Here is a 12,630-nt window from a genome sequence, read left to right as displayed (position 1 = left end):
CTTTTTATTATGTCTTTATTTTCTCTCCACTATTCTTTTTCATTTTCCCATACATTATGATAAATTAGCTTGTCTAAATCCCTTCTTTTTTCCCAGTTAGCTTGTTCTAAGATTGGTTTCTCAGGGTATTTATCTGTATAGCCAATTGACATGAGCGCTACAGGATCAATATGAGGAGGAATATGTAAAATGTCACGTACATCATTTTTCTTATAAAAACTTACCCAACCCATTGCCAGTCCTTCTGCATATGAAGCAAGCCACATATTTTGAATCGCACACGCAGTTGACATCATATCGGTTTCTGGAATTGAGTTTCTTCCGAGAACATGAGAGCCCCCTCTTGTTGGATCACACGTTACGCAAATAGTTAATGGCGCCTCTTTTAATCCTTGAATCTTGAGCTCTAAAAAATCTTCTTTCTTTTCACCTTCATAATGAATAGCCAGTGCCCTTCTCTCTTTATCTGCTGCCCAGGCAAGTTTATTTTTCACTTCTGTATCAGATACTAATATAAAATTCCAAGGCTGCATAAACCCGACGGAAGGTCCGCTGTGAGCAGCCTGTAGAATGTTATAGACCGTTTCATTCGGAATCTCATCAGACAAAAATGTTCGTACATCTCTTCTTCCATAAATCGCTTTGTATACCGCTTGCTTTTCGTCGTTTGTAAACGAATTCATCTTCTTTAACCTCCATTAAATTCTCTTTTTAACTATTTTTCTAAAAAAACATTTAAAAAATGTGATCCAAACTTTATGTTTTATCGTATTACTATATGAATCTATCATAAAGGAGGTTGCAAACATGTTCAACGACGTTTTAATGAACTTATTTAACGCGGTAAGCAGCATCATTAACACAATTGGATAATTTGATTGTACATATTTAGTAAGAGAGGAGGCATATTACATGCTAAACGAGGTACTTATGAACTTTTTTAACGCAGTAAGCAGTATCATCAACACAATCGGATAAAAAAAGCACAAAGAAAAGGGTAACTGCCATTACCACCGTCTTTATGCTTTACTAGTTCAAAATCATATATTTCACAATAAAAAGAACTCTTTGATTAGGAGTTCTTTTTATTTATCCTAACATGTTCCCTTTTATTTGTATATATGCCTTGCCATTTCAACAGATTCACTTATATGTTGCAAGCATACACATAGGTCTGCAGCTCGTAGTGCAGTTCTTTTAAGTCTTCAGCTGCTTGAGTCAATAACTTCTTTCGCTGAGCTGTATACACATCTAGAATAGCTCTTTCTACTTTTACCTTTTCTTCATATAAAATATCTAACTTATCTTCATTTCCTTCAAGGGAAATAGGCTTTAACATAGCAAATTGATAAATGGGTTGTCCATAATCCAATTTTGTTAAAATAGAACCTACTAATACATCCTGCGAGCATTCATATACGAAGTTTAACAGCGTACTTAGTTCTTCAAGACGAGAAATATCCAGCTCTGCATTTTCGTTGATCACAGTCCCTATATATTGAAAGCACTCTTCTTCTAACTCATTATAAATAGTTGTGATGCGGTGCAATACTTCATTTAACTTCATAAAGTTCCCCCTTCACACACGCTTCTTGATACAACCATATGACAAAACTTGGTGTTTTATACTAACGAAAAAGCGAGGAATATAAACCTCGCTTCTTCTTTTTACCGATACATACTGGCAATATCTTCAATAAACATAAGCGGTTCTTCTTCTGTTAGTTGTTTAATTGGCGAATAATCCTCTCCACCAAAACTTTGATCTATGTCTTCAATAAACGAAGAAACTTCTTCCGACTCTTCACGATTAGCCGGCATTTCGTATTTTTGTAATTCTGTACGATGCACGACGGATAAAATATGGCGAGGAAATTGCTGCTTCGTTTTTCCAAAACAGTATACCGGCTTGTGTTTCAAAAAGCGTTCTACTTCCTCTTGCCGGTTATAAATGCTTCCATGATCACCCCAAGCTACCACAACCAGTTCAGCATCCTCCACTGCTTTTTGAATATATTCACCTGTTCTTGTTCCAACAGCTTCTTCTTTTGAAAGCATGCGTAAAAACGAAACATGGTCGGTTTGATAGCTGAATAAATAAACGATTTCTAAGACTCCAAATCCCCACTTTTGCGCCAGTTCTATGCATTTGGATACAGCTGTATCGTCGCTGTATTCATACGTATTTTCTGGAAATGACAAGATAAACGTAAGTTTACGTTCGTTTACTTCACTCCATTTGCATAATAGAGAGTATTTGTATGTGCCAGTTTCATCAAAAATAACTTCTTTTTTCACTGCTTCCATCCCCCTGCCTTCTTACAATCTTGTTACTTATCTATTGCAAATGAGCTAAGCAGTAATCGTAACCTTGACTGTTAAAAGTTTTATTTTATATGTATTTCAAAATCATGCCTTCATGACAACTTTTCTTCCATTTTTTTAAAAAGCAATTTTTTCTTCTATACATGCTTTTTACAGCTAGTGAACATTCACATATACATCTTTCCTCTTTTCGGACCTCCAGTCAAAATAGATAAAATCAAAAGAATGGTCTATAATAAAGAAATAACCAATGACCTTTTCACTCATGTTTTTGACAGTTACGGATTTTTTCTCAGCAGGTACGTTCAAAACTGATCCTCTGAGAAAATAGAAGATAATTTTGTGTAAAGAAAGGATTTTGTAAATGGCTACTACACACACATTTACAAGAGGAGAAGAAATTGCAAATGCGATTACACACGGCGTTGGAGCCGTACTCAGCATTGTTGGATTAACGCTTTTAATCGTACTTTCTTCGTTAGAAGGAACGCCTTGGCATGTTATCAGTTTTACTATTTACGGAGTAACCATGCTGCTTCTCTATGTCTCCTCTACGCTTGTCCATAGCTTTCCAGAAGGTAAGGTAAAAGATCTTTTTGAGATATTTGACCACTCTTCTATTTATTTGTTTATTGCCGGTACGTACACTCCATTTTTATTTATCGCAGTAAAAGGAACCACCGGCTGGACACTTTTTGGAATTGTATGGGGCATCGCTCTTGCAGGAATTGTATTCAAAGCTTTTTTTGTAAAGAAATTCCTTTTTATTTCCACCATTCTTTACGTATTTATGGGATGGATGATTGTGTTTGCTTGGGATTCGTTAACTCAAAACATTGCCCATCAAGGAATTGTCCTTCTCGTAGTAGGAGGCGTGTTGTATACAATCGGGGCTGTTTTTTACGTATGGCGAGGATTTCGTTTTCATCATATGATTTGGCATATGTTTGTTCTTGGCGGAACCGTACTCCACTTTTTAGCAATCATTTTATATGTATTGCCTATAACCAATTAAAAAAGGGCCTTCTGGCCCTTTTTTAATTGGTTATAGAATTCCTTACCACAGTTTTGCCATTTGAGTCACAAGCGTATAGACTCCTAGCACAGCCATAATAACGACCACAAAACCGCCAAAAACGGCAAGCCAAGTTGGATGCTTGTAATCGCCTACTATCTTCTTTTTATACGCCGCTATAAGCATCGTTCCAAGTGTAATAGGTAAGATTAGCCCATTTAATGCTCCAGCTAAAATAAGCAGCGTGACCGGCTGGCCAATCGTTAAGAAAACCAGGGTTGAAATCGTAATAAATGCAATGATAATCCAGTTTTCATATTTCTCAATCCTTTTACTGAAGGATTTAATAAAGGAAACCGATGTATATGCCGAACCAATAACTGAAGTGATAGCCGCCGCTGCCATGACAACACCGAATAATTTATAGCCAATATCCCCTGCGGCTAACTGAAAAACAGAGGCAGGTGGATTATCAGGATTCAGCTTTAGTCCTTGACTCAACACACCTAGTGTGGCTAAAAATAGAAAAATTCGAATGATCGAAGCAATCGTAATACCGGATACTGCTCCTCTTGTTACTTCAGGAATCGCGGCTTTTCCTTTGATTCCTGCATCTAATAAACGGTGACCTCCTGCAAATGTAATATATCCTCCTACCGTTCCTCCTACAAGAGTAACAATCGCCATTACGTCAATGTGATCCGGCCAAAATGTTTTAGATACTGCTTCTCCTAATGGCGGAGCGGAAGAAACTGCAACATACACCATTAAAACAATTAATATTCCACCCATTAATTGAGCAAATCGATCCATTAATTTTCCGGCTTCTTTGACTAAAAAAATTGCGATAGAAATGATGGCTGTAATGACTGCACCCGCTTTAGGAGAAATACCAAATAGCGCATTGAAGCCAAGACCCGCTCCTCCTACATTTCCAATATTAAATGCTAAGCCCCCGATTACAATTAAAATAGCAATAAATAAGCCGAGGCCTGGCAAAACATTGTTAGCGATATCCTGTGCTCTTTTTTCTGAAACGGCAATAATACGCCATACGTTTAGCTGAACGCCAATGTCTAATAAAATCGACAGTAAAATGACAAAACCAAAACTTGCGGCGAGAGCTTGTGTAAAGACCGTTGTTTGAGTTAAAAAACCTGGCCCCACTGCTGAAGTAGCCATTAAAAATGCTGCTCCGAGCAGCACGCTCCAGTTGCGTTCTTTTTTCATGATGTCACCTCATTGTGGTTGAATAATAATTTGTTCTTCTTTTAGCTTGTCACAAATAGCTTTGGCAAATTCAACAGCATGTGCACCGTCTCCATGAATACAAACGGTATCTGCTTGAATGGGAATCTCTTCATTTTGCACAGTAAACACTTTCTTTTCTTTGACCATTTTAATTACTTGAGAAATAGCCGCTTCTTCATCTTGAATCACGGCGTTTTCAACGTTTCTCGGCGTCAGCATACCGTTCTGTTGATAGGTTCGATCTGCAAATACTTCCTGAGACATACGCAAGCCTATTTCGTTTCCGGCTTTAATCAATTCACTTCCAGCCAAACCATATAAAATAGCTTCCTCACTAACATTATAAACGGCTTCAGCAATAGCTTTAGCTATGTCTCGATCTCCTGCAGCCATATTATATAAAGCGCCATGAGGTTTCACATGATGAAGGGCCCCTCCTTCTGCACGTATAAAAGCTGAAAGAGCCCCCATTTGATATACCATCAAATCATAAGCTTCTCGAGGCGTAATTTTCATATATCTACGTCCAAATCCAGCTAAATCTTGCAATCCGGGGTGCGCGCCAATCGCCACATTTTCACTCAAAGCCAGCTTTACTGTTTCTCTCATAACCGAAGGATCTCCGGCATGAAAACCACAAGCAATGTTTGCAGACGTTACATAGCGTAAAATTTCTTTATCATTTCCTAATCTATAGTTCCCAAAGCTCTCCCCTAAGTCACAGTTCAAATCAACGGTAGCCATCTTCTTCCTCCTTATATTTTCATTCGAAGTGCTCTTTTAATATGATTTATTTTCTTTTCCTGCTCCATGTATAAATACTGCGCTTCATCCAGTGAAATTGCTTGAAAAGAAACCTTTTTCCCTGGAGAAATTTGCGCCAGCGCTGAAAAATCTGCAGTTGCTACCTGTCCGATTCTAGGGTATCCTCCTGTGGTTTGATGATCTGCTAATAAAACAATGGGCTGCCCTTCTTTTGGTACTTGAATCGTACCGAACGTCACAGCGCTAGAGAGCAGCTCTTTTTCTTGACCAAGAACTAATTTCTTCCCTTTTAGCCTATAGCCCATACGGTCAGATTGAGGGGTAACGTCAAATTCTTGATTAAAGAAATGTTGTTGACTTTCTTTTGTAAACCAATCAAATTCTGCACCTTTCATCGTGCGGATAATAGGCGTCTCGTATGAAGGAAGAAGTTTAGGATGAATCGTCCAAAAAGCCTGCTGAAAAGAGCGGTCCGTTTGCTTTTTCACCAGTTTCTTTATAATTGCTTCCCCTGTTTCTGTAGGAGGGTGGCTTAATACTTCGTCCCCTGACTGTAATGCTTTACCATGCAGCCCGCCTATCCGAGCGCGGAGTGAAGTAGATGTACTTCCCATAACTGCAGGAACATTAAAAGCACCGGAAACCGATAAATAAGAACGGCATCCTAAAATCGGAACACCAAACTGCAGCACGCTCCCTTTTTTCACATATAAAGGTCGCCACATCTTTACGGCTTCATCATTAACAGTTGGCGATAAATCCCCTCCCGTCAGGGCAATCAAAGCATCTTGCTGAAATTCAATTTTTGGTCCCATTAACGTAATTTCAATAACCGGCTGATTTTCTTGATTTCCTACTAATAAGTTGGCAATCCTTAAAGCAACTTTATCCATTGCCCCGCTGACAATCATGCCGTCCTTTTGATATCCATGTCTGCCGATATCTTGAATCGTTGTTAATAAACCGGGACGTATCACTTTAATACTCATCTTCATCCACCTCCTTTTGGGCTTCATATTCCGTTTCAGAAATGGAAACAAATCGGATACGATCACCTGCTTGAAGCAAGCTTGGCGAATCATTTTTTGGGTTAAATAGTGTAAGAGGAGTACGCCCGATTAACTGCCATCCTCCAGGTGTCTCGATTGGGTACACGCCGGTTTGCATTCCTGCGATGCCAACTGACCCTTTTGGGATGCTGTTTCTCGGTGATTCTTTTCTTGGAGTCGCAATTTCTTCGCTCATCCCTCCCAAGTAAGGAAAACCAGGAGCAAAGCCTAGCATATACACCAAATATTCTCCATTTGTATGAATGGAGATAACTTCATCAGGCGTTAATGAATGAAAAGCAGCTACTCTCTCTAAGTCCGGTCCGTACTTTCCTCCGTAACACACCGGAATTTCAATTTGTCTAGCGACTGCTTCAGATTTTTCTTCCTGGCGGAAAAGCAGTTCTTCAATATATATAGATATTGCTGTGTAAGGATTTCTTCTTCCTTTTTCACTCATTATCCAAGGATCATAATAGATTGTAACTGTTGTAAAAGCCGGCACATATTCAATCATTCCCTTACATAATGATTGCTCTAGCACCTCAGTAAATTGCTGAATACGTTTATGTATGCCGAAATTAATTTCGTCTCCAAATGAAACGACAATGCCGCTGTCACCAAGAGGATAAAGTCGATAATCGTGACTCATTCCGTCTCCTCCTTTTTACTTAGTATTGTTTGAGCAGCTCCCTTTAATGCTGTAGTTAGATACATTCATTAGAATTACTAATGTAATTGTTGTTTTTAAATAACATTTTCTTATATATCTAATAAAAAAAAGAACAATAAATCTCTATCTTGTATGGATAACATTATACAAATATAAAATAATCTTATGTTCTACTAAAACAAACTCCAAAGAAAAATTCAACCTTTTTAAAGTTTTATCGTCAAAAGGATCACGTTTTTTCAATTTTCTCCATAAAAAAACTGCTTTGTTTTTTATACCAAAGCAGTTTTTTGTAAACATATACAAAAAGGAAAAACTCATGGGCAGTAAAACATTATATACCCCTGCGAGCAAAATCTACAAAACGAAACTTATCAAGACGATGACGTGATTCCGTATATTGAAAAAGGCTTGCATCTTCTAAATACACATAGTTTCTTACTACCACAATATGTTCATAGTCTTTTAAATCTAAGTAACACTTATCTTCGTCCGTCAGCTCGTCAACGGAAATTTCTTTTTTGGCAAAGCTTATTTTTAGCCCAAGATCTTTTTCTAAGTATTCATAAATAGAGCCTTTACATATGTCTTTTGTGAGGTGAGGAACATACTTTTTATGAAAAAAATCTTTATCTAAAATAATTTTCTCCCCATCGATTTCCCGTGCTCGAACCACTTTCCATATAAGATCTTTTTTCGTCGCCCCAAGCTGTGTGCACAAATCTTGATCGGCCTTAACTAATTCAAATTCTTTTACAATAGTAATCGATGTATGTCCTAGCTTTTCCGCCATTTCCTTGAAGCTAACAAGTCCTGATACTGGAAAATCAAAGCGTGATACGTCCAATACAAATGAGCCTTTTCCTTTCATTTTTTGAATGTACCCATTTTGTGAAAGTAAATTTAACGCTTTCCGTATCGTTTCACGAGACGTTTGATACTGTTCAACAAGCTCATTTTCAGAAGGAAGTTTCATATTAGGACGCCAGTCACCACGTTTAATTTTATCGACTAACTGTTCGTAAATACTGATAAATTTATTTTCTTTCAATTGCCATCACCTATTTTACTTTCTATATATACCCAATTGTATAAAAAGAACGATAGATTGTCACCCATCGTTCTTTTTACTTTTTTCTCTATTTTTTTAAATGATACACGATTGATTCATACGGCCGAAGTAAGACTTGCTTGAATTCCTTTGATGAATCTTTGTAGTTAGACAGCAATATTTCACTATGATATCCTTCAAAAGTTATATCTTCTGGCAGTTCAAAGGCTGTTTCGCTGCCGTAGAAATTATTTATCACCAACAGCTTTTCACCTGCTCCATTTCGGATATAAGCAAAAATCTGCTCGTCTTCTCCAAGAATCAATTCATAGTTTCCATAGGTAATAATCTCATACTGCTTGCGCAGTGCAATAAGCTTTTGATAAAAATAAAAAATTGAATCTTCATCATCTAACGCTTTTTCCACATTAATTTCACGGTAGTTATCGGCCGGATTAATCCATGGCTTTCCTTTTGTAAAACCTGCATTTGGCTCATCGCTCCATTGTACCGGTGTACGGGAATTATCTCTTGATTTATGTTTTAAAATCTCCAAAATTTCATTTTCGTTCATTCCTTGTGCACGTTTTATCTCATACACATTTAATGACTCCACATCTCTATATTCATCAATAGAGGAAAACTTCGGGTTTGTCATACCGATTTCTTCCCCTTGATAAATATAAGGTGTTCCCTGCATCAGATGAATGGCTGCGGCGAGCATTTTGGCAGATTTATTATGATAGAGTTCATCGTTTCCATAGCGGGAAACAACGCGAGGCTGATCATGGTTGCACCAAAATAGTGCATTCCATCCCCCTCCTTTATTCATCTCCCTTTGCCAAGTTGATAGAATCTCTTTTAATTTAATAAAATCAAAATCTGCTAGCGCCCACTTTTCTCCGTTTGGGTAATCGACTTTCAAATGATGAAAATTAAACGTCATGCTAAGCTCGCCCCGGTCCGGATGAGAATATTGAATACAGTGGTCAACAGTTGTCGACGACATTTCCCCAACGGTCATGCTATCGTATTTTGAAAAAACTTCTTGATTCATTTCTCGCATATATTCGTGAACGCGAGGACCGTCGGTATAAAATTTCCGTCCATCTCCTGGCGCCATAGAACCATCATCATCTAAAAAGCGCTGATCTTTTGAAATTAAGTTAATAACGTCGAGACGAAATCCATCTACTCCTTTTTCAAACCAAAACGTCATCATATCGTACACGCTGCGGCGCACACGCTCATTTTCCCAGTTCAAATCCGCTTGCGTGACATCAAACAAATGCAGATAGGATTGTTCTGTCAGCTTATCATGCTCCCACGCCGAACCTCCAAATTTTGAAACCCAATTCGTCGGAGCACTTCCATCTTCTTTTTGATCTTTCCAAATATAAAAATCTCTGTACGGGTTATCTTTCGATTTTTTAGCTTCTTGAAACCATTCATGTTCAGTTGACGTATGATTAACGACAATATCCATGATGATTTTAAGATCCCGCTTATGCGCTTCTGTTATTAAACGATCGAAGTCCTCCATTGTTCCGTATTCTTCTTGAATAACAAAATAATCACTTATATCATATCCATTGTCCCGCTGCGGCGATTTATAAATTGGCGTTAGCCACACAACGTCTACGCCAAGCTTTTTCAAATAATCTAGCTTTTCAATAATTCCAGCTATATCACCCACGCCGTTGCCAGTCGTATCATAAAAGCTTTTAGGGTAAATTTGATAGACAACCGATTTTTTCCACCAAGGTTCTTGCATTTTTAACACCACCATTTAATTCTTTGGATTATGTTGAAACGATTCTGTAGCCGCGACAGTTGATGTAACGGTTGATTTTTTCTGAAGCTTTCCAAGCGTTAACGTTAAAAGAAACGGCACCACAATTACGATTATCATTCCAATAATAAAAGCTGGCCAGCTCTGCGGAACAATTGATAACGGAGCAGGGATACCACCAATTCCCACCGATGCTGCTTTCACTCCCGCCACGGATATGACGACACCTGCAATAGCTGAACCAATCACTGCAGAAATAAAAGCAAATCTAAAGCGTAAATTCACACCAAACATTGCAGGCTCCGTAATGCCAAGCCACGCTGAAATTCCTGACGTTAAAGACAGTCCTTTTAATTTCTCATCATTTTTTGAAAGAATCATTATCGCAAAAGCCGCAGAGCCTTGTGCAATATTAGATAACGCTACCATTGGCCATAAGAACGTACTTCCTACGCTTCCAATCAGCTGTAAATCTACCGCTAAAAATGTATGGTGCATGCCCGTAATAACAAGGGGAGCATATAAACCTCCGTATACAAGCCCTCCAATAAATGGAGCCGTTTTAAACAGCCATACAACTGCACCTGTAATAACATTTCCTATTGCAAATGTAATCGGACCAATCACAATAAAAGCGAGAAACCCTGTTACTAAAAGAGCTACAGGCGCTACAATTAAAAGCTGAAAACCATCCGGTATTCGTTTTCGTAAAAACAATTCGATTTTTGCTAACACAAACGAAGCAGCTAACACAGGTAAAACCTGCCCTTGATAGCCAACTTTCTCAACGTGCAGACCAAATAAATTCCACGTATCGATACTTCCTTTTTTTAATGCTTCTCCATAAGACCAGGCATTTAGCAAATCAGGGTGTACAAGCATGAGCCCAAGGACAATTCCAAATAAAGGGCTTCCTCCAAAACGCGTAACAGCTGACCACCCAATAAGAGCTGGCAAAAAGGCAAATGCCGTATTGGCAATTAAATTAATCATGCTCGCGAAGTCTTTCCACTGTGTATGAACATCTACGATTGATTTATCATCGTAAAAAATTCCGGCTCCTGTTAGTACATTATTGATTCCCATCAATAAACCCGCGGTTACGATGGCCGGTAAAATGGGAATAAAGATGTCAGCTAATGTTTTTATTGCGCGCTGCAGCGGATTTAAGTTTTTAGCCGCTTCGTTTTTCACTTCTTCTTTAGATAGTTCACCTATACCTGTAAGCGTCACCATTTCTTTATATACTTTATCAACCGTGCCTTGACCAATAACAACTTGAAACTGGCCGTTTGTAGAAAAAGATCCTTTTACTAATTCGTGCTCATCTAGCATACGTTGATTGACTTTATCTTCATCTTTTAAAACAAGTCGAAGACGCGTTACACAATGCGTTGCAGCAGAGATATTTTCTTTTCCGCCAACGGCTTCTACAATGCGTTCAACAGATTCTCGATTCATGTCTTTTCCCCCTTGTTTCCGTTTTCATTTTACTCCTGTATTTCCTATCCCCTATATAAATCTCAGCACAAACCTGTATATACAAGTTTTATGTTTTTATTCTAACCTGTATATACAAGTTCGTCAACAAAAAATAAAATTACTTCTTTTTCATTTCATGATATAGTCAAAAAGCAAAGTATATGGAAGGAGACGTTGCAATGCTGCAAGTAAGATTAATGGGAAAACAAGAAGAAATTAATGAAGCGATCAAACAGTTTGAACAGAACTACCATATAGAACATCAGTCAAAAGAATATACGCGAAGCGCTAATCCAAAGTACGAGCACAAAAAAGATACTCGGGTGTATCTTTCCATGCATTTAAAGGATAAATAAAAAGCACAAGAGCATGCTATGCTCTTGTGCTTTTTATTTTATATCGAAACAATTTGATGAGAATAATGGCTCTCAGGACCCGTAACTTTTTTTGTTAACTGAATTATTTTTCGTAATTCATCAATTGGAACTTGCCCAGGAGCTGAGCTGCTTTTCCCTACAGCGAAAGTAACAGAAGATCCGTACATCCACCCGACGATCCGGCTAATAGCTCCTAACCCTCCCATCGACATGGTAATGAGAGGAATGGTGAGCTCTTTTTCAGCCTCTCTTGTAGCTTCCAATAAAGTTAAAACATCTTGATTGTTCTGAGGCATGACAGCCGCTTTCGCTGCATCTGCTCCGTAAAATTCAGCTAGAAATAAGCTTTTAAAAATTTCCGCTTTAGGAGGCGTAAAAGAAAAATTATGATAAGAAAGCACAAGTTTCTTATTATTTTCCTTGGAAACTTCACGTAAATAGCGGATATGCTCTGGCTGATTTGATACTTCAAAATCAATAATTGCTACATATGGATGCTTACATACCTCTGCAAGTATGGCTACTACTTCCTTTTCTGATAAGGAAATAGGCTGCCCCCCTTCTTTTTGAGAACGTACAGTAAGCAAAATAGGTGTGCGCTCACTATTTTCATATATATCCTTAGCTGCAGAAAGGACGCTGTTTATATCTTGAATTTCTTCGTAAAAATCTAAGCGCCATTCAATTATATCCGGTTTTTTTAATAGAATTTCCGCTAGCTCTGTTAAAAGCTCTTTGCGATCTTTGCCCACTAAAGGCGTACAAATAGCGGGAGAATGAGCTCCTTCTCCTCGTTCTAGCATAGGAACAGCTCCTTTTTATCAAAGTTAAATGTTTCCGTTTTCATTTC

Annotated in this window: 13 protein-coding genes; 2 read left to right on the top strand and 11 right to left on the bottom strand. The window is 38.1% G+C overall.

Annotated features, from left to right (window positions below):
* Window positions 1–29: 29 nt before the first annotated feature.
* The 3 genes from bluB to BG04_RS16280 form a co-directional block, all read right to left on the bottom strand.
* Entirely contained in the window at window positions 30–683 is a 654-nt protein-coding gene (gene bluB, locus BG04_RS16290) for a 5,6-dimethylbenzimidazole synthase (protein WP_013055676.1), read from the bottom strand.
* Window positions 684–1,147: 464 nt separating this feature from the next.
* Window positions 1,148–1,567 (bottom strand): hypothetical protein, encoded by a 420-nt coding sequence (locus BG04_RS16285; RefSeq protein WP_016763238.1) that lies wholly within the window; start codon window positions 1,565–1,567, stop codon window positions 1,148–1,150.
* A 101-nt stretch (window positions 1,568–1,668) separates the two neighbouring features.
* Window positions 1,669–2,307: a DUF1643 domain-containing protein gene (locus tag BG04_RS16280; RefSeq protein ID WP_016763237.1), complete on the bottom strand. Its 639-nt coding sequence runs from the start codon at window positions 2,305–2,307 to the stop codon at window positions 1,669–1,671.
* 382 nt (window positions 2,308–2,689) lie between these two features.
* On the opposite strand from BG04_RS16280, the gene trhA reads away from it, so the two are divergent.
* Complete coding sequence (gene trhA, locus BG04_RS16275; protein ID WP_013055671.1) at window positions 2,690–3,340, top strand: PAQR family membrane homeostasis protein TrhA; 651 nt, start codon at window positions 2,690–2,692, stop codon at window positions 3,338–3,340.
* Between the two features lie 42 nt (window positions 3,341–3,382).
* Here the strand turns inward: trhA and BG04_RS16270 are convergent, their stop codons facing one another.
* The 7 genes from BG04_RS16270 to treP all read right to left on the bottom strand — a co-directional run bounded on the left by BG04_RS16270 (window position 3,383) and on the right by treP (window position 11,382).
* Complete coding sequence (locus BG04_RS16270) at window positions 3,383–4,570, bottom strand: NRAMP family divalent metal transporter (protein ID WP_034653999.1); 1,188 nt, start codon at window positions 4,568–4,570, stop codon at window positions 3,383–3,385.
* Between the two features lie 9 nt (window positions 4,571–4,579).
* The gene (locus BG04_RS16265) at window positions 4,580–5,335 is read right to left on the bottom strand and encodes a LamB/YcsF family protein (protein ID WP_034654001.1); all 756 of its coding nucleotides are present in this window, start codon (window positions 5,333–5,335) and stop codon (window positions 4,580–4,582) included.
* Between the two features lie 11 nt (window positions 5,336–5,346).
* The gene (locus BG04_RS16260; protein WP_034654002.1) at window positions 5,347–6,345 is read right to left on the bottom strand and encodes a 5-oxoprolinase subunit C family protein; all 999 of its coding nucleotides are present in this window, start codon (window positions 6,343–6,345) and stop codon (window positions 5,347–5,349) included.
* A complete protein-coding gene (pxpB, locus tag BG04_RS16255; RefSeq protein WP_034654004.1) occupies window positions 6,335–7,057 on the bottom strand; it encodes a 5-oxoprolinase subunit PxpB in 723 nt (240 codons plus the stop codon). The genes BG04_RS16260 and pxpB overlap by 11 nt, the downstream gene beginning before the upstream one ends.
* Before the next feature lie 355 nt (window positions 7,058–7,412).
* Window positions 7,413–8,129: a trehalose operon repressor gene (gene treR / locus BG04_RS16245; RefSeq protein WP_013081972.1), complete on the bottom strand. Its 717-nt coding sequence runs from the start codon at window positions 8,127–8,129 to the stop codon at window positions 7,413–7,415.
* A gap of 88 nt (window positions 8,130–8,217) precedes the next feature.
* Window positions 8,218–9,903 carry an alpha,alpha-phosphotrehalase gene (treC, locus tag BG04_RS16240; protein WP_034654008.1) on the bottom strand — a complete coding sequence of 562 codons (1,686 nt, stop codon included), beginning with the start codon at window positions 9,901–9,903 and terminating at the stop codon, window positions 8,218–8,220.
* A gap of 15 nt (window positions 9,904–9,918) precedes the next feature.
* Window positions 9,919–11,382 (bottom strand): PTS system trehalose-specific EIIBC component, encoded by a 1,464-nt coding sequence (treP, locus tag BG04_RS16235; RefSeq protein ID WP_034654009.1) that lies wholly within the window; start codon window positions 11,380–11,382, stop codon window positions 9,919–9,921.
* Window positions 11,383–11,582: 200 nt separating this feature from the next.
* Here treP and BG04_RS29790 point away from each other — a divergent pair, with 200 nt between their 5' ends.
* Window positions 11,583–11,759 (top strand): YvzF family protein, encoded by a 177-nt coding sequence (locus BG04_RS29790; RefSeq protein ID WP_080743191.1) that lies wholly within the window; start codon window positions 11,583–11,585, stop codon window positions 11,757–11,759.
* A gap of 38 nt (window positions 11,760–11,797) precedes the next feature.
* Here BG04_RS29790 and aroD read toward each other — a convergent pair whose 3' ends face one another.
* Window positions 11,798–12,583 carry a type I 3-dehydroquinate dehydratase gene (gene aroD, locus BG04_RS16230; protein WP_016763227.1) on the bottom strand — a complete coding sequence of 262 codons (786 nt, stop codon included), beginning with the start codon at window positions 12,581–12,583 and terminating at the stop codon, window positions 11,798–11,800.
* Between the last annotated feature and the right edge of the window lie 47 nt (window positions 12,584–12,630).

Origin of the sequence: Priestia megaterium NBRC 15308 = ATCC 14581 (assembly GCF_000832985.1) — a bacterium.
GTDB lineage: Bacteria > Bacillota > Bacilli > Bacillales > Bacillaceae_H > Priestia > Priestia megaterium.
This window is presented reverse-complemented; position numbering and strand designations above follow the sequence as displayed.

Bases quoted from the DNA above. Each gene is read 5' to 3' on its own strand.
- treP (WP_034654009.1), bottom strand. From the start codon at position 11,382: ATGAATCGAGAATCTGTTGAACGCATTGTAGAAGCCGTTGGCGGAAAA.
- trhA (WP_013055671.1), top strand. From the start codon at position 2,690: ATGGCTACTACACACACATTTACAAGAGGAGAAGAAATTGCAAATGCG.
- treC (WP_034654008.1), bottom strand. From the start codon at position 9,903: ATGCAAGAACCTTGGTGGAAAAAATCGGTTGTCTATCAAATTTACCCT.
- BG04_RS16270 (WP_034653999.1), bottom strand. From the start codon at position 4,570: ATGAAAAAAGAACGCAACTGGAGCGTGCTGCTCGGAGCAGCATTTTTA.
- BG04_RS16285 (WP_016763238.1), bottom strand. From the start codon at position 1,567: ATGAAGTTAAATGAAGTATTGCACCGCATCACAACTATTTATAATGAG.
- BG04_RS16260 (WP_034654002.1), bottom strand. From the start codon at position 6,345: ATGAGTATTAAAGTGATACGTCCCGGTTTATTAACAACGATTCAAGAT.
- BG04_RS29790 (WP_080743191.1), top strand. From the start codon at position 11,583: ATGCTGCAAGTAAGATTAATGGGAAAACAAGAAGAAATTAATGAAGCG.
- BG04_RS16280 (WP_016763237.1), bottom strand. From the start codon at position 2,307: ATGGAAGCAGTGAAAAAAGAAGTTATTTTTGATGAAACTGGCACATAC.
- pxpB (WP_034654004.1), bottom strand. From the start codon at position 7,057: ATGAGTCACGATTATCGACTTTATCCTCTTGGTGACAGCGGCATTGTC.
- bluB (WP_013055676.1), bottom strand. From the start codon at position 683: ATGAATTCGTTTACAAACGACGAAAAGCAAGCGGTATACAAAGCGATT.
- BG04_RS16265 (WP_034654001.1), bottom strand. From the start codon at position 5,335: ATGGCTACCGTTGATTTGAACTGTGACTTAGGGGAGAGCTTTGGGAAC.
- aroD (WP_016763227.1), bottom strand. From the start codon at position 12,583: ATGCTAGAACGAGGAGAAGGAGCTCATTCTCCCGCTATTTGTACGCCT.